The organism is Micromonospora sp. WMMD737, assembly GCF_049179055.1.
In the GTDB taxonomy this organism is placed as follows: Bacteria; Actinomycetota; Actinomycetes; order Mycobacteriales; family Micromonosporaceae; genus Micromonospora; species Micromonospora reichwaldensis.
The window spans coordinates 3997956-4014654 of record NZ_JBMHMH010000001.1; the positions used below are offsets into that span (position 1 = coordinate 3997956).

Sequence of the window (16699 nt, forward strand, 5' to 3'; positions counted from 1 at the left end):
ACGGAGCGGGCGACGGTCCGTTTCCGGCGTCGGATCGATCGTCACACGCGGCACCGGGCCCCGACCACGGGGACGCCCCCGACATTCGGGCCGCCGGGATCTCAGGGTGGGGTCAGGGTCGGGTCCTGAGGCCGCCCGGCGGGTCGGGGCAGCAGGATCGAGGCATGACCGAGGAAGCTGCCCAGCCCGCCGATCCCGGGGCCGCTCAGCCGGGCGGGCCACCGCCGACCGCGACACCGCCCACCGGCTCCGCGGCGCCGCCCCCCGTGGCCGCGCCGCCCCCCGCCGGGGACGCGGGCGGGCCACCGCCGCCGGGCGCCGGGCCGGGTCCCGGACCGCAGCCGTCGTTCGGCGGCGCCGGCTTCACCTCGCGGTACGGCCTGGTGCGTCCCCGCGACGGCCGCTACCTGGCCGGCGTCTGCGCCGCCATCGGCCGGGCCACCAACACCGACCCGGTCCTCTGGCGGGTGCTGCTTGCGGTGCTCGGCTTCTTCGGCGGCATCGGCATCCTCGTCTACGTCACCGCGTGGCTGATCATCCCGGGCGAGGGGGACAGCGCCTCTCCCGTCGAGTCCATGCTGGGCCGGGGCCGGTCCAGCATGTCCCCGGTCACGGTGATCGTGCTGAGCATCCTGGTCGCGATCAGTTTCGGCTACATCGTCACGGACGCGTTCCGGGCGGTGCTGCTCGGCGCCACGATCCTGATCGGCGGCGCGCTGCTGCTGAACCGCGACAACAGGGCCGCCCAGGGCGCGCCGGCCGGCCCCGTCCCGCCCGTTGCGCCCACCGCCCCGCCCGGGCCGGTGCCACCGGTGACCCATCCCGCCCCGGTCGCGTACGCGGCCCCGCCGACCGTGGCCGTGACCCCCGGGGCGGGCCCGGTCCCGGCCCCGCCGGCGGCCGTCGCCCAGCCCGCCTGGAGCGCCCCGGTCCCCCCGCCGACCGCCGAGCTGCCCGCCTGGCCGCCGGCCGCCCCGGCCCCGCCCGCCCGTCCACCCGCGGGTACGCCGACCGTCGGCTGGCCCCCGGCAGCGCCCACGTCCGGCTGGCCCGCCGCGACCTCGGGCGCACCGGGACCGGGCCACCCGGTGCCCCCGCCCCGGCCCCCGGGCTACCGGCCCCCGTTCGCCCCGCACGGCCCGTACGCCGGGCAGACCGTCGTGCCGCCCGCACCGCGCAAGCCGCCGAAGCCGCCGAAGCGACCGAAGGAGCGCTCCCCGCTCGGCGCGGTGACGTTCTCGCTGATCTTCCTCGCCCTGGGCGTGGTCGCCGTCGTCGACCTGCTGGACGTCTACGACATCGGGGCGTCGGCCTACTTCGCGGCCACGCTGGCCACCATCGGGCTCGGCCTGCTGGTCGGCACCTGGTTCGGCCGGGCCCGCTGGCTCATCGCGCTCGGCGTGGTGGCCGCCGCCGCGCTCGGGGTGGCCACCGTGGCCGAGTCCTACGACCGGATCCGGGGCGTCGACGGCAACGTCACCTGGGCGCCCACCGACCACCGCGACCTCGCCCTGCGGTACGAGAACAGCTTCGGCGACACGGTCCTGGACCTGCGCGCGGTCGACTTCGACAAGAAGAACACCGAGATCACCGTCTCCGTCAACTTCGGCGAGTGCACGGTGGTGGTACCGCCGAACGTCGACGTCACCACGGTGGCCGACGTCAACGCCGGCGACGCGGTCGTCTTCGGCAAGCACTCCGGCGGGCTGGCGGGCGAGCTGCGGGAGACGACCGACCTGGGTCCGGACGGCCCCGGCGGCGGCACGCTGCGCCTCTACATCCACGTCAACGCCGGCAACCTGGAGGTGACCCGGTGAAGGCCCACCGCACCGACATCGTGTCCTTCGCCTTCGGGCTGATCTTCCTCGGTCTCGCCGCGTGGTGGCTGCTCGCCCAGTTGCTCGGGCTCGCCCTCCCGCCGGTCGGCTGGTTCCTGGCCGGCGCGCTGATCCTGATCGGCCTGCTGGGCCTGCTGGGCGCGCTGCGCTCCGGGCGGTCCGGCGGCGCGCCCGCGCCCGGCGACGCCCCCTCCGACGCCGCCCGCACCGGCGCCACCGCCTCCGACGCGGTCGCCCCGGACACCGTCGCGCCCGTCTCCACCCCGCCGGGTGCGGATCCGGCGGGCCGGGCTACGGACCGACAGGCCACCGGGATCGACCCGACCCGCTGGGACCTCGACCGGCCCGCGCCGGCCGACGAGCCGACGGCCTGGGGCGGCCGGCGCTCCGACTGGGGCGAGCCGACCGACTGGGGCACGCGGTCCGAGTGGGACGTCTCCGCGCCGACGACCGGAGCACCGACGACGGCCGGACGGCCGCCGGGCGGACAGACGGCGGAGGTGCCGACGACCGGCGGACAGACGGCGGAGGTGCCGTCGACCGGCGGGGCGACCACGGAGACGCCATCGACGGGCGGTCCGGGCACGGGCGGCCTGCGGGCCGGGGACGAGGCCGACGAGTGGCCGACGGAGGCCGTCACCGACGTCCGACCCGAGGCGGTCGAGGACCGGGCCGCCGACGAGGACGCCCTGTCCCGGCGGACCGACGGGCCGCCGGCCGGTGGGGAGCACCCGCGCGGCTGACGACAGCGGTGCGGCCGTCGTCGGCGGCGGCCTATGCTGGCCGTGGAGAACTCGCCTCCGCCGGCCGGCCCGCGCCGACCTGGCCGCCGCACCGACCTGGTCGCCGCGCCGGCCGGACGCGCCGCCGTGGCGGTCCCGCCGCGATTCCCGTCTCTACCCGTCAGGAGTCCGTCCGACATGACGCAGTCCCCCGCCGTGCGCACCTTCGGCCGGTCCGGTCCGGTCCGCACCGGCGAGCGAGCCGCCCGTACCCTCGTCTCCGAGCTCGCCCGGATCAACGATCCGAAGGCCGCGCTGCTGGTCGGCGCGACGCCCGAGTCCGCGGTGCTGACCGCGGCGATCGACGCGCTGCTGCCCGGCGACACCCTCACCCTGGTGCCCGCCGGGTCGACCTCCCCGGCGGCCCTCCGGGAGCACGTCACCGCCCAGGGTCGCTGGGTGGCCGACCGGGTCCGCGTGGTCGACACCCTCGCCGAGGCCGAGCCGGCCGCGGTGGTCGTCGCCGCGGAGCCGCTGACCGGCACGGCAGACGAGACCCGGGCCGCCATCGAGGGCCTGACGAAGTACCTCGCCGACGGCGCGGTGCTGAGCGTGGCCACGACCGCGACGCCGGGGCGTACCGCGGGCGCCGCCGCCGAGCTGGACCGGCAGGGCGCGCTGTACGGCGTCGGGGTCGACCTGGTGCTGCGCAACACGCCGCCGCTGCGGGTGTACCGGCTCCGCTACACCCCGGCCGACGCCGCGTCGGCGGCCCGGCTGGCGCCGGCGTACCGGCCGTCCAGCGTCCCGCTGACCCGTGGCATGCACATCGACTCCAACGGGGTGGCCGCGGCCGGCATCGCGCTGGGCCTGGCCGCGGTGGCCCGGGCGACCCGGCCGAAGTCGAAGCTCTGGCTGCTCCCGGCCCTGGCCGCCGCCCCGGTCGCCGCCTTCTTCCGGGACCCGGAGCGCGACGTGCCGGAGGACTCCTCGGCGGTCGTCGCCTCGGCCGACGGTCGGGTGCTGTCCGTGCAGCGGCTGCACGACGAGCGCTTCGGCGAGGGCGAGTGGCTGCGTATCGCGGTCTTCCTGTCGGTGCTGGACGTGCACGTCAACCGTTCCCCGGTGGCCGGGAAGGTGGTCGACTACTTCGTCGCCGACGGTGGCTTCGTCAACGCGATGAAGCCGGCGGCGGAGCACAACGTGGCCGCGTACACGGTGCTGGACACCGCGCGCGGGACGGTGGTCGTGGCGCAGCGCACGGGCCTGATCGCCCGGCGGATCGTGCAGCGGGCGCCGATCGGCGCGCTGCTGGCCCGGGGCGAGCGCTTCGGCCTGATCCGGTTCGGCTCGCGCACCGACGTCTACCTGCCGGCGGACGCGGCGGAGCCGCTGGTCGGCCCCGGGGACAAGGTCGTCGGGGGCTCGACCGTCATCGCCCGCTGGCGCTGAGGCCCGGCCGGACGACACGAAGAAGGGGCGCCGCGCGATCGCGGTGCCCCTTCTCGCGTACGTGTGTCAGGCGGTGCGGCGCTGACGCAGCCAGAGCACCGGGCCGCTGACCAGGTAACCGACCACGATCAGGGCGAAGGTGAGCCGGATGTCGATCAACGCGCCGATCACCGGGGCCAGCCACAGCCACGGCGGCAGCTTCACCAGCCGGGCCAGCTTCGCGTAGGGGAAGCTGGAGACCATGGCGAAGGCGAGCAGCGCCACGCCGGCGACCAGGACGATGCCCGGCACGGGCAGCCCGATGGCGACGGTCAGGGCGAGCACTGCGGCGGCCATGGTGGTGGGGACGCCGCAGAAGAACCGGCCGTCCTTCGGCGAGACGTTGAACCGGGCGAGCCGGATCGCCGCGCACGCCGCCACGAGGGCGCAGGCCACCGCGGCGGCCGGCGTGGAGACCGAACCGGCCAGCGAGGCGTAGACCACCACGGGGGCGGCGAGCCCGAACGAGCACATGTCGGCCAGCGAGTCCATCTGCGCCCCGAACGGGCTGGCCACGCCGAACTTGCGGGCGAGCGCGCCGTCGAGGCCGTCGAAGACGACGCAGGCGATCAGGCAGAGCGCGGCGACGCGCACCTCGCCCTGCATGGCCAGGAAGATGGCCAGCATGCCGAGCATCAGGCTGCTGAGTGTGCAGGCGTTGACCACCGCGAACTTCATCCGGCGGGCGACCGTACGCTCGCCCGGAAGCAGCGGGATCGACATCGTCGAGTCGTCGTCGACCGGGGTCGTGGGGCCGAGCGCGGGGCTGACCGGGACGATCGAGGCGACGTCGGCGCGCTCGACCCGGGTGAGTTCGTAGCGGCGTCGCGGCCGGTCGGCGTAGCGGTGCTCGGGCATCGAGAGGTCGCTGGTCGCGTGCAGGTCGCCGTCGCGGCGCCCCACCCGGACCAGCAGCACCTGCCGGGCGAGCGTGCTGCTGCGGCGCAACGGGCCCGCCCAACGACGCCCTGCGGGACGCGGACTGTCAGTGGTACGACGCCGGCGCCATGGGGCTCTCGGCACGTTTCCTCCATCACCGGATCGGTTTACCGTCGCGAGGGCGGCCGTCCGGCTGTCTCGTGCCGGACCTTTCTGGCCCGGCAGCCGTTTTGCGGAGTACACCATCGCATAGGGGAACGGGGGTTGGCGATAGCTGCCGGCGGTACTCATATCTGGTCTAACCGCGCGTACCGCTCTCTTATTCCCATCTCGGGCTCCATCGCCCGTTTCCTCCACCAACCCCACATCGAATGTACCGGACCCCGTCTCCGCCGGCTCGGTGAGCGGGTGCCGGAGGCACCGATGTCCGGTTACGGACGCTCGCCGGTAGGCGCATTGGCCAGCGCCAGTGCGGCGATCCCGCTCAGCGGCAGCCCGGCGAGTTCTTCCGGGGTGAACCAGCCGGCGCGGGCGGTGGAGCCGCCGGCGAGCTCGGTCACCCGCGGCTGCGTGGGCGCGTCCACCGCCACCCGGTAGAGCACCCGGATGCCGTGCCAGTCGAGCGGGCGCCCCTCCGGGCCCAGCGCGGCCGGGTTGTGCAGGTTGTCGACACCGATCAGCTCGACCACCCGACCGAGCTGGCCGGACTCCTCGACCAGCTCGCGCAGCAGCGCGGCGACCGGCTGCTCGCCGTGATCGGTCCCGCCGCCGGGCAGGTGCCACCGGCCGGCGCCCGGGTAACCGTCGGCGATCATGGTGAGCAGCACCCGGCCGGCCGGGTCGGTGACCAGGCCGTACGCCCCGAAGCGCTGCCTCCGGTCGGACGGGAGCGCGGCGGCGGGCTCGGTCGCCGACGAACGAGGCAGATCGGACGGCAGGGGCGACACGGGCACGCCGAGCAGCTCGGCGGTGAACGGCATGAGCGGCACCGCCGCCGCCTCGTCGGTCGTGAACCAGCCCAGCTCGTCGGTGCCGCCGGCCTGCTCCGGCCGCAGTTCGCCGCCGCGCGCGACGACGTCGAAGACCACGCGGTCGGTGTGCACCGCGACGCCGGCGGCACGGAAGGTCGTCACGTCGGCGGACACCGCCCGCAGCCCCGTCACCTCCACCGCGAGGCCGGTCTCCTCGGCGAACTCGCGGACCACCGCGTGCGCCGGATGCTCCGCGTGTTCGAGGCCTCCGCCGGGCACCTGCCAGACGCCCGGGACCGGGCACAGGGCGGAACCCCGGACCAGCAACACCCGCCCGTCCGAGCCCCGGCACACCCCGTACGCGCCGACCCGCCGTCGCTGTTCCACCCGCCCGCACTCCCCCGCCCGCGCCGACCCGTTCCGTCGATCATGAGGCTAGCCGCAGCGGATCCGGCGCGCCGCCCGGTCGACCTCATGATCAACGAACAGGGGGAACCGGGGACGGGCGGTCAGGCCAGGCGGGCGGCCTGGACGGCTTCCGCCGTCACCTCGGTCAGGCGGTCGGTGGGGAGGGCGCCCAGCTCGTCGCGGCCGAACCAGCGGGCCTCGCAGGTGGAGCCGCCGACGTCGGCGACGGTGGGCGGGGCCGGCTTGTCGACCACGACCCGGTAGAAGGCGCGGACGCCGTGCCAGTCGATCGGGTAGCCCTCGGGGCCGAGGGAGGCCGCGTCCCGGTGGCTGGCCACCCCGAGCAGCTCGACGAGGCGCCCGGTCTGCCCGGTCTCCTCGACCAGCTCCCGGATCAGGGCGGCGCCGGGCTGCTCGCCGTAGTCGGTGCCGCCGCCGGGCAGGTGCCAGCAGCCCGCGCCCGGGTAGCCGTCGGAGACGCGGGTGAGCAGCACCCGGTCGTCCGGGTCGGTCACCACGGCGTACGCGGCGAAGCGCTGGGCCCGGTGCAGCCCGTCGGGGCCGGGCACGGCGTAGAACGAGGGGAACTCCGGCGCCTCGTCCGGGACGATGTCGGCGGACGAGGCGGGCAGGCCCAGGGCGCGCGCGGTGAACGACCGCAACGGCAGCTCGCGGGCCTCCGCCGGGGTGAACCAGCGAACCAGGTCGGTGGGCCGGTCGACCCGGTCGGCGAGCGTCCCGCCCCGGACCGAGACCTGGTAGATCAGGCGGTCGGTGTGGATGGTGATGCCCCGCTCCGGCAGCGCCCGCATGTCGGCGAGCACGTCGTGCAGGCCCGCGACGGTGACGGAGAGGCCGGTCTCGGCGGCGGTCTCCCGCACGACGGTGTGGTGCGGGTCCTCACCGTGGTCGACCGCCCCGCCGGGCAGCGACCACGTGCCGGGGGTGCCCGAGCGCTCCGATGCGCGGACCAGCAACACCCGGCCGACTGAATCAGCACAAACTGCGTATGCCGCGATCCTGCGGAGCGGCTCCAGCATGGTGGTCACGGGGGGAAATTCTCCCCGGCCCGGGTTGCCTCCATCGAAAAGAGTCAGATTCCTGACTGAATGCTCGCGCCTCAGGGACGGGTCAGGGTAGGGATCCGGGCGGTCACCGAGGACGGCCCGACGACCGGCGCGGACCGTGGAGACATGACCTACACCGCCCCTCCCCAGCCCCCGTACAAGCAGCTCCGTCGCCCCGTCACGGACCGGATGGTCGCCGGAGTGGCCAGCGGCCTCGGCCGGTACTTCGCCGTCGACCCCACCCTGGTCCGGGTGGTCTTCGCGGTCGCCGGCCTGCTCACCGGCGGACTCGCGCTGCTCGCGTACCCGATCATGTGGTTCCTGATGCCCGAGGAGCCGGCCGACGCGCCCGCCTGGCCGCACCCGGCGCAGGCCCCGCCGCCCACGGTGGCACAGCCGACCGTGGCGCCGCCGACCTATCCGCCGGCGGCGTGAGGCGCGGTCACTCCCACTCGATCGTGCCGGGCGGCTTGCTCGTGACGTCCAGCACCACGCGGTTGACCTCGGCCACCTCGTTGGTGATCCGGGTGGAGATCCGCGCCACCACCTCGTAGGGCAGCCGTGACCAGTCGGCGGTCATGGCGTCCTCGCTGGAGACGGGCCGCAGCACCACGGGGTGCCCGTAGCTGCGGCCGTCGCCCTGCACGCCGACGCTGCGCACGTCGGCCAGGAGCACGACGGGGAACTGCCAGACGCCCCGGTCCAGGCCGGCGGCGGTCAGCTCCTCGCGGGCGATCAGGTCGGCCCGCCGGAGCAGGTCGAGCCGCTCCCGGTCGACCGCGCCGATGATCCGGATGGCCAGGCCCGGGCCCGGGAACGGGTGCCGCCAGACCATCGCCTCGGGCAGACCGAGCTGGAGCCCGAGCGCCCGGACCTCGTCCTTGAACAGCGTGCGCAGCGGCTCGACCAGCGCGAACTTCAGGTCCTCCGGCAGGCCGCCGACGTTGTGGTGGCTCTTGATGTTGGCGGTGCCGGTGCCGCCGCCGGACTCCACCACGTCCGGGTAGAGGGTGCCCTGGACGAGGAACTCGACGTCGCCGTGGGCGGCGACCTCCCGCGCTGCGGCCTCGAAGACCCGGATGAACTCCCGACCGATGATCTTGCGCTTCTGCTCCGGGTCGGTCACCCCCGCCAGGGCGCCGAGGAACCGGTCGGCCGCGTCGACGACCTTGAGCTTGATGCCGGTCGCGGCGACGTAGTCCTTCTCCACCTGCTCGGCCTCGCCGGCGCGCAGCAGGCCGTGGTCGACGAAGACGCAGGTGAGCTGGTCGCCGACGGCCCTGTGCACCAGCGCGGCGGCGACGGCCGAGTCGACCCCGCCGCTCAGGCCGCAGATGACCTCCTTGTCGCCGACCTGCTCCCGGATCCGGGCGACCTGCTCGTCGATGATGTTCTCGGGCGTCCAGGTCGGCGCGATGCCGGCGATGTCGTACAGGAAGCGGCGCAGCATCTCCTGGCCGTGCGCGGTGTGCCCGACCTCCGGGTGGAACTGCACGCCGGCCCGGCGGCCGGCCACGTCCTCGAACGCGGCGACCGGCGCCCCCGCCGACTCGGCGGTGACCGTGAAGCCCTCGGGGGCCTCGGTCACGCAGTCGCCGTGGCTCATCCAAACCGGCAGGTCGGCCGGCAGGTCGCGGAGCAGCACGCCCGGGTCGAGCAGGCGGGGACGCAGCGGGGTGCCGCCGTACTCGCGGTTGCCCGTGCGGGCCACCGTGCCGCCGAGCGCCTGGGCCATCGCCTGGAAGCCGTAGCAGATGCCGAAGACCGGCACCCCGGCGGAGAACATGCCGGCGTCGATCTGCGGGGCGCCCGGGGCGTAGACGCTGGACGGGCCGCCGGAGAGGATGATCGCCGCCGGGTCCTTCGCCAGCATCTCGGCGACCGGCATCGAGTGCGGCACGATCTCGGAATAGACGTTGGCCTCACGCACCCGACGCGCGATGAGCTGGGCGTACTGGGCTCCGAAGTCCACCACGAGGACGGGGCGAGGCGTGCTCATGGCAGCAAATCCTACCGACGACGCCGCCGCGTCCCCCGCCGGTCCGCCCCCACGCCGCCGTCGCGGCGGGGGTGACGTCGGCCACCGTACGGGCGGTCCGCCGTGCCGCCGCCCTTCCGGCGGGAACCATTAGGCATGTATGCGCTTTTTGGCCCGGTCAGCAGCGCAGGGCGCCGGGGGCATCGGCCGGCACCGCCGGGCGGCGCGGTGGCACCGGCTCCAGCCGGCGGTACGGCGCACCGAGCGGCGGCCTCGGGTCCGCGTCGCCCTTGTTGGGCCAGAAGGACATCGCGCGTTCCGCCTGGGCGGTGATGGTCAGCGACGGGTTCACCCCGAGGTTCGCCGAGACCGCCGCGCCGTCGACCACGTGCAGCCCCGGGTGGCCGAACACCCGGTGCCACGGGTCGATCACGCCGTCGGCCGGGGTGGCGCCGATCACCGCTCCGCCGAGGATGTGGGCGGTCATCGGGATGTCGAACGGCTCGGTCAGGGCGCCGCCGGGCGTACCGCCGATCTCCTCGGCCAGCAGGCGGGCCGCCTGGTTGCCGGCCGGGATCCAGGTCGGGTTGGGCGCGCCGTGACCCGGCCCGGAGACCAGGTGCCGGCCGAACGGGCCGCGCCGCAGCCGGGTGGTCAGGGAGTTGTCCACCGACTGCATGACCAGGGCGATCACCGTCCGCTCCGACCAGCCGCGCACCGACAGCAGCCGGGCCGCCGTGCCGGGCTGGCGCAGCAGGATCCCCAGCCAACGGCGGACCCGGCGCGGCCCGCCGTCGACCAGCAGCGACTGGAGCAGGCCCATCGCGTTCGAGCCGCGGCCGTAGCGGACCGGCTCGACGTGGGTCTGCGGGTCGGGGTGGAACGAGCTGGTGATCGCCACCCCCTCGGTGAAGTCGAGCCCCCGGGCGCGGGCCTGCCGGCGGGGCACCGAGGCGCCGAGGATCGCCTCCGAGTTGGTCCGGGTCAGCTCGCCGAGGCGGGGCGAGAGCGCGGGCAGGGCACCCTCCGCCTTCATCGCGTGCAGCAGCCGCTGGGTGCCGAGCGCGCCGGCCGCGAAGACCACCTGGTCGGCGTGGATCACCTGCCGCCGCGCGCGCAGCCAGGCCCCCGTACGCACCGTGTGCACCGCGTACCCGCCGCCGTCGGCCGGGCGCACGGCCGTGACCGTCGTCAGCGGGTGCACCCGCGCGCCGAGTCGCTCGGCCAGCCAGAGGTAGTTCTTGACCAACGTGTTCTTCGCGCCCTGCCGGCAGCCGGTCATGCATGCGCCGCAGTGCGTGCAGCCGGTGCGCTCCGGCCCGGCGCCACCGAAGTAGGGGTCGGTGGCCCGCTGGCCGGGGCGGCCGATGAACACGCCGACCGGGGTGGCGTGGTGGGTGTGCCCCACCCCCATCCGGTCGGCCACCGCCCGCATCGCCCGGTCCGCGCGGGTGACGAGCGGGTACGTGGTGGCGCCGAGCATCCGCTTCGCCTGGTCGTAGTGGCCGGCCAGCTCGTCGCGCCAGTCGGTGACGTCCCGCCACTGCGGGTCGGTGTAGAAGGCGTCCAGCGGCTCGTAGAGGGTGTTGGCGTAGACCAGTGAGCCGCCGCCGACCCCGGCGCCGGAGAGCACCAGCACCCCGCCGCCGGCCTTCCGGTCGGCCGGACGTAGCAGGGTGAGCCGCTGGAGGCCGTAGCAGCCGAGGCGGGGCGCCCACAGGAAGCGCCGCAGCCGCCAGGAGGTCTGCGGGAACTCGTCGTCGGCGAAGCGACGCCCGGCCTCCAGCACCCCGACCGAGTAGCCCTTCTCGGCCAGCCGGAGCGCGGTGACGCTGCCGCCGAAGCCGGACCCGATGACGAGCACGTCGTACCGCATGACCGCATCATTACCGCTCGGTAGCCATCGCGCCAGCGCCCGATTTCGCGGGATCATGCTCCGGTCCACGATCCCGGAGGCGCCCGCCCACAACCCGGCGCCCCCGTCGAGGCGTTGTCATCACCGGGGGTGTCGCATGACTCAGCGGACAGGGGCACCACGCCCACGATGGGTGCTGGGGCTGGCCGCCCTGGCGGCGGTGGTCCTGGTGGCCGTGGGCGCCCTGGTGGTCACCCGGCTCGTCCGCGACGACGGGCCGCGGCGCGCGATCGGGCCGACGGGCTCCACCGGGACGCCGCAGGCAAGCCCCACCCCGAGCCCGAGCCCGACCGCGACGCCGGGCGCCGGCATCACCGGCCCGCTCAACCTCCTGCTCGTCGGGGTGGACACCCGGGTCAGCGTGCCGGGCTGGGAGCCGCACGGCGACGCCGTGCTGGTGCTGCACGTGCCGAAGGGACTCGACCGGGCGTACCTCTTCTCCCTCCCCCGCGACCTGCTGGTCGACATCCCGGCCTTCCCGAAGGCCGGCTACCGCGGCGGCAGGACCAAGCTCACCCACGCGATGAGCTACGGCAGCCGGGTGCCCGGCAAGCCGAAGCAGCCGAGCACCGCCCAGGGGTACGAGCTGCTGCGCAGCACGGTCAGCGGCTACACGGGGCTGCGCTTCGACGCCGGCGCGGTGCTCACCTTCAACGGCTTCGACCGGCTCGTGGACAGCCTCGGCGGGGTGGACCTCTACGTCGACCAGCGGGTGGTCTCGCTGCACCGCCGCCCCGACGGCCGGCACCGGGAGCCCGCGCCGGGCGGTGGCGGCTACACCGGGCCACAGATGGTCTACGAGAAGGGCGAGCGGCACCTCACCGGCTGGCAGGCGCTGGACTACGCCCGGCAGCGCTACACCACCGGCGGCGGCTACGCCCGGCAGCGCCACCAGCAGCAGCTGATCAAGGCGCTGGCCACGAAGATCCTCGGCGAGGACCTGGCCCGGCAGCCGGAACGCGTCCAGCAGGTGGTCGACGCGCTCGGCGACACCCTGGTCTACGCGGGCGGGCCGCGCGTCGTGGACGTCGCGTACGCCCTCGGCGGGCTCACGCCGGAGAGGTTCGTGCTGGTCGACCTGCCCGGCGCGGGCGTCGGCAGGGGCAGCGCCTACCGGGGCGAGGAGCTCACGCAGACCGGGCGGAAGTTCCTCACCGAGCTGCGCGCCGGCCGGGCCGACGCCTACCTCGCCGCCAACCCGAAGCTGCGCGTCACGCGCTGAGCGCCGTCACATCCGCTCGGGACGGTCCGGCCGCTGCTTGCCGTACAGCCACGCCTCGAAGAGGTCGTCGAGCTGCTTGCCCGAGACCCGCTCGGCCAGCGCGACGAACTCGGCCGTGGTCGCGTTCGCGTCGCGCTTCTGCGCCGCCCAGGTCTTCAGGATCTCGAAGAACGCCTTGTCGCCGACGGCCACCCGCAGCGCGTGCACGGTCATCCCGCCGCGCTGGTAGACCGACTCGCTGAACAGGTTCGGCACCCCCGGCTCGCCCGGCGGCGTCCGCCACACCTGGCCCGAGGAGCCCGCGTACCGGTCGTCGAACTCCTGCTGGGCGGTGCGCCCGCCGTCGTGCTCGGCCCACAGCCACTCGGCGTACGTGGCCAGGCCCTCGTTGAGCCAGATGTCCTGCCACCTCGCCAACGACACGCTGTTGCCGAACCACTGGTGCGCCATCTCGTGGGCGACCACGGCCGTGTTCTCGCCGCGGGAGAAGAAGCTCGCGGAGTAGACCGGGCGGCTCTGCGTCTCCAGGGCGTACCGGATCCGGGCGTCGGAGATCACCACGCCGCCGTACGCCTCGAACGGGTACGGCCCGAAGACGCTCTCCAGGTAGTCGGTCACCTTGACCGTGTCGGCGATCGACCGGTCCGCCGCGCCCGAGGGCAGGTCGGTGGTGACCGCGTGGAACACCGGCCGTCCCTTGTGCTCGCCCTCGGTGATCCGGAACTTCCCGATGACCACGGTGCTCAGGTAGCTCGCCATCGGGCTGCGCTCGGCCCACTTCCAGGTGGTCCAGTCGCCGGTCGTGCTCTTTCCCGCCGGCACACCGTTGCTGACCGCCGTCAGCCCCTTCGGCACGGTGATCTCGAAGTCGTAGGTGGCCTTGTCCGAGGGATGGTCGTTGACGGGGAACCACGTGCTCGCCGACTCGGGCTGGCCGAGCGCGATCGCCCCCTCGTCGGTGTGCAGGAAGCCGCCGCTGCCGAGGACCTCGTTGCGCAGCGGCTCCGGCTTGCCGTCGTACGCGATCTCGACGACGAAGCCGTTGCCCGCGATCAGGCCACGGGCAGGGGTCACGACCAGCTCGTCGCCCTTGCGGCCGTGCTTCGCCGGGGCCCCGTCCACAGTCACGGACCGCACGGTCAGCCCGGCCAGGTCCAGGTTGAACGCGGACAGGTCGCCGGTCGCCGCCGCCTGCACGGTGGTGTTTCCGGTCAACCGGTCCTCCGCCGGGTCGTAGCGCACCTTGACCGTGTAGCGGCTGACGTCGTACCCGCCGTTGCCGTAGGTCGGGAAGTAGGCGTCGCCGGCGCCGGCCGCCCCGAGGAGGAACTGGCGCGGCGCGGCCGGCGCGGCCGAGCTCGGGGCCGGAACCGGTTCCTCGGCCGACCCGCAGCCGGCCAGCCCCAGCATGCCGGCCAGTAGCAGGCCGGTGCCCGCGCACAGCGTCCGCCGCGACAGCGTCATCGCCTCTTCTCCTCCCTGCGTCGCCGGCTGCCCCACCGGCGAGCGTGGTGGACCCGCGCCGGCCGGTGCCGCCGGCCCCGCCGCACGGGGCGGGCGGGCAGGCGGTGCCGCCGGGTCCGGCCGCAGCCTACCGAGCGCCGACGGGCAGCCGCGTCAGGGCAGGGCGGGGGCGCTCCCGCCGACGAGCCAGGCGTCGAAGAACGGGCGCAGGGGCTTGCCGGCGACCCGCTCGGCCAGGGCGATCAGGTCGTCGGTGGTGGCGTTGCCGTCGCGCCGCTCGGCCGTCCAGGTCCGCAGCACGCGGAAGAACGTCTCGTCGCCGACCGTGCGGCGCAGCGCGTGCACGGCGAGCGCGCCGCGCTTGTAGACGGCCGCGCCGAACAACCGGGACCGTCCGGGGTCGACGGACGGCCGGGACCAGTCGGTCGCGGCGTACTCCAGCTCGAAGTTGCGCTGCGCGGTGCGACCGCCGTCGTGCTCCTCCCACAGCCACTCCGCGTAGCTGGCGAAACCCTCGTTGAGCCAGATGTCGCTCCACCGGCTCAGCGCCACGCTGTTGCCGAACCACTGGTGGGCCAGCTCGTGCGCGACCACTCCCGGGTTGGGTCGCCCGCCACGGAAGAAGCCCGGCCCGTAGACCGGCCGGGACTGGGTCTCCAGCGCGTAGCCGATCCGGGCGTCGGTGACCACGACGCCGCCGTAGGAGTCGAACGGGTACGGCCCGAAGCGGCTGGCCAGGAAGTCGGCGATCTCGCCGGTGCGGGCCAGCGAGGCGGCCTCCGGCCCGTTCTCCGGCAGGCTCGCCGGCACCGCCGTGACCATCGGCTTACCGGCGTGCGTGCCGCTGCGCACCCGGTAGTCGCCGATCACCAGGGTCGTGAGGTAGCTGGCCATCGGCGACCGCTCGGCCCAGCGCCAGGTGGTCCAGCCACCGGCGCTGGTCCGCTCCCCCGGCACCCCGTTGCTCAGCGCGGCCAGCCCGTCCGGGACGGTCACCTCGACGTCGTACGTGGCCTTGTCGGACGGGTGGTCGTTGACCGGGAACCAGGTGGCCGCCGACCAGGGCTGGCCGAGGGCGATCGCGCCGTCGTCGGTGTGCAGGAAGCCGCCGCTGCCGAGCTGCCCGTCGGCCCTGGCCGCCGGCACGCCGGAGTAGTCCACCTCGACGACGAACCGGGCGCCCCGGGCAAGGCCGTCGCGCGGGGTGACCACCAGCTCGTCGCCGTCGCGGGCGGACCCGGCCGGTCGGCCGTCGACGGCCACCCGCGACACGTCCAGCCCGGCGAGGTCCAGGTTGAACCGGGACAGCCCGGTGGTCGCGGTGGCCGTCAGCGCGGCCCGCCCGGCGAGCCGGTCGGTCGCCGGGTCGTAGCGCACCGCGAGCCGGTAGCCCGCGACGTCGTAGCCGCCGTTGCCGGCCCCCGGGACGTACGGGTCGCCGAGGTCGGCCGCCCCGGGCCGGAAGCCGCCCCGCTCGTCGCCGCCGTCGGTGCAGGCCGCGAACACCAGGGCCGCGACGACGGCGACGGCGAGCGCGGGGCGGATCCGACGGCGGGTACGACGCACCGGCCGAGCCTATCGGCGCGGCCGGTGCGGGTGGTGCTGCTTGCGCAGGTCAGCGGTCGAGGACCAGGCCGACCTTCTGAAACTCCTTCAGGTCGCGGTAGCCGCACTTGGCCATCGCGCGGCGCAGGCCGCCGAAGAGGTTGAGCTGGCCGTCCGGCTCGTCGGCCGGGCCGAAGAGCAGCTGCTCCATCGAGCCGAGCGGGTCGCCGGCGGTCTCGAACGCGCCCCGGGGCAGCGACGGGTGGCTGGCGGCGGAGTGCCACCAGGCGCCACCGGCCGGCGCCTCGGCGCAGAGCGACAGCGGCTCGCCGAGCATCACCGCGTCGGCGCCGCAGCCGAGCGCCTTGGCGATGTCGCCCGAGGTCTGGATGTCGCCGTCGGCGATCAGGTGCACGTACCGGCCGCCGGTCTCGTCGAGGTAGTCCCGGCGGGCTGCCGCCGCGTCGGCGATCGCGGTCGCCATCGGCACCCGGATGCCCAGCACCGACTCGGTGGTGGACCACTCGTCGCCGCCGATGCCGACGATGACGCCGGCCGCCCCCGTACGCATCAGGTGCAGCGCGGTCTTGTAGTCGGTGCAGCCGCCGACGACGACCGGGAGGTCCAGGTCGGCGATAAACTCCTTGAGGTTGAGCGGCTCGTCGGTGGTCGAGACGTGCTCGGCGGAGACGATGGTGCCCTGGATGACGAGGATGTCGACGCCGGCGTCGAGGATCACCGGGGCCAGCGCCAGGGTGTGCTGCGGGGAGACCCGCACCGCCACGGTGCCGCCGCCGGCGCGCAGCTCGCGGACCCGCTCGGCGATCAGGTCGGGGCGGATCGGCTCCGCGTAGACCTCCTGGAGCCGCTTGGTGGCGCGGGCGTCCTCGTCGAGCCCGGACAGCTCCTCCAGGACCTTGGTCGGGTTCTCGTAGCGGGTCCACAGGCCCTCGACGTTGAGCACGCCGAGGCCGCCGAGCTGGCCGAGCCGGACGGCGGAGGCCGGGCTCATCGTCGCGTCCGACGGGTGCCCGACGCAGGGGATGCCGAACTGGTACGCGTCGAGCTGCCAGGCGGTGGAGACGTCGTCGACGTCCCGGGTCCGGCGGCTCGGCACGATGGCGATGTCGTCCAGGTGGTAACCGCGCTGCGCGGTCTTGCCCAGCCCGATCTCGACCACGTCACGCATGGGGGACTCC

Annotated in this window: 13 protein-coding genes; 5 read left to right on the forward strand and 8 right to left on the reverse strand. The window is 74.9% G+C overall.

The features are described 5' to 3' along the window. Nucleotides 1-164 precede the first annotated feature (164 nt). From ACN27A_RS17305 to ACN27A_RS17315, 3 genes are all read left to right on the forward strand, one after another. Nucleotides 165-1817 carry a PspC domain-containing protein gene (locus tag ACN27A_RS17305; protein ID WP_421454665.1) on the forward strand — a complete coding sequence of 551 codons (1653 nt, stop codon included), beginning with the start codon at nt 165-167 and terminating at the stop codon, nt 1815-1817. After that, a complete protein-coding gene (locus ACN27A_RS17310; protein WP_421454668.1) occupies nt 1814-2581 on the forward strand; it encodes a hypothetical protein in 768 nt (255 codons plus the stop codon). Before ACN27A_RS17305 ends, ACN27A_RS17310 begins: the two co-directional genes overlap by 4 nt. 177 nt (nt 2582-2758) lie before the next feature. Then, nucleotides 2759-4012, forward strand: a complete 1254-nt coding sequence (locus tag ACN27A_RS17315) for a phosphatidylserine decarboxylase (protein ID WP_421454671.1) — start codon at nt 2759-2761, stop codon at nt 4010-4012. A gap of 66 nt (nt 4013-4078) precedes the next feature. Here ACN27A_RS17315 and ACN27A_RS17320 read toward each other — a convergent pair whose 3' ends face one another. The 3 genes from ACN27A_RS17320 to ACN27A_RS17330 form a co-directional block, all read right to left on the reverse strand. Further along, nucleotides 4079-4999, reverse strand: a complete 921-nt coding sequence (locus ACN27A_RS17320) for a CDP-alcohol phosphatidyltransferase family protein (protein ID WP_421454672.1) — start codon at nt 4997-4999, stop codon at nt 4079-4081. 362 nt (nt 5000-5361) lie between these two features. Next, nucleotides 5362-6288: an NUDIX hydrolase gene (locus ACN27A_RS17325; RefSeq protein ID WP_421454675.1), complete on the reverse strand. Its 927-nt coding sequence runs from the start codon at nt 6286-6288 to the stop codon at nt 5362-5364. A 122-nt stretch (nt 6289-6410) separates the two neighbouring features. Further along, nucleotides 6411-7358 carry an NUDIX hydrolase gene (locus ACN27A_RS17330; RefSeq protein ID WP_357579178.1) on the reverse strand — a complete coding sequence of 316 codons (948 nt, stop codon included), beginning with the start codon at nt 7356-7358 and terminating at the stop codon, nt 6411-6413. A gap of 144 nt (nt 7359-7502) precedes the next feature. On the opposite strand from ACN27A_RS17330, the gene ACN27A_RS17335 reads away from it, so the two are divergent. Beyond that, entirely contained in the window at nt 7503-7811 is a 309-nt protein-coding gene (locus ACN27A_RS17335) for a PspC domain-containing protein (RefSeq protein WP_357579179.1), read from the forward strand. Between the two features lie 7 nt (nt 7812-7818). Here the strand turns inward: ACN27A_RS17335 and guaA are convergent, their stop codons facing one another. Together guaA and ACN27A_RS17345 are read right to left on the reverse strand one after the other, a co-directional pair. Beyond that, nucleotides 7819-9375 carry a glutamine-hydrolyzing GMP synthase gene (gene guaA, locus ACN27A_RS17340; protein ID WP_421454678.1) on the reverse strand — a complete coding sequence of 519 codons (1557 nt, stop codon included), beginning with the start codon at nt 9373-9375 and terminating at the stop codon, nt 7819-7821. A 157-nt stretch (nt 9376-9532) separates the two neighbouring features. Then, the gene (locus ACN27A_RS17345) at nt 9533-11230 is read right to left on the reverse strand and encodes an FAD-dependent oxidoreductase (RefSeq protein ID WP_421454680.1); all 1698 of its coding nucleotides are present in this window, start codon (nt 11228-11230) and stop codon (nt 9533-9535) included. Nucleotides 11231-11366: 136 nt separating this feature from the next. Here ACN27A_RS17345 and ACN27A_RS17350 point away from each other — a divergent pair, with 136 nt between their 5' ends. Next, entirely contained in the window at nt 11367-12491 is a 1125-nt protein-coding gene (locus ACN27A_RS17350; RefSeq protein WP_421454682.1) for an LCP family protein, read from the forward strand. Between the two features lie 6 nt (nt 12492-12497). Here ACN27A_RS17350 and ACN27A_RS17355 read toward each other — a convergent pair whose 3' ends face one another. From ACN27A_RS17355 to ACN27A_RS17365, 3 genes are all read right to left on the reverse strand, one after another. Beyond that, nucleotides 12498-13955: a M1 family metallopeptidase gene (locus tag ACN27A_RS17355; protein ID WP_421454684.1), complete on the reverse strand. Its 1458-nt coding sequence runs from the start codon at nt 13953-13955 to the stop codon at nt 12498-12500. 153 nt (nt 13956-14108) lie between these two features. Next, on the reverse strand, nt 14109-15521 hold the full coding sequence (locus ACN27A_RS17360; RefSeq protein WP_421454687.1) for a M1 family metallopeptidase: 1413 nt from the start codon (nt 15519-15521) through the stop codon (nt 14109-14111). A 49-nt stretch (nt 15522-15570) separates the two neighbouring features. Next, nucleotides 15571-16689 carry a GuaB3 family IMP dehydrogenase-related protein gene (locus ACN27A_RS17365; RefSeq protein WP_311410772.1) on the reverse strand — a complete coding sequence of 373 codons (1119 nt, stop codon included), beginning with the start codon at nt 16687-16689 and terminating at the stop codon, nt 15571-15573. Nucleotides 16690-16699 lie beyond the last annotated feature (10 nt).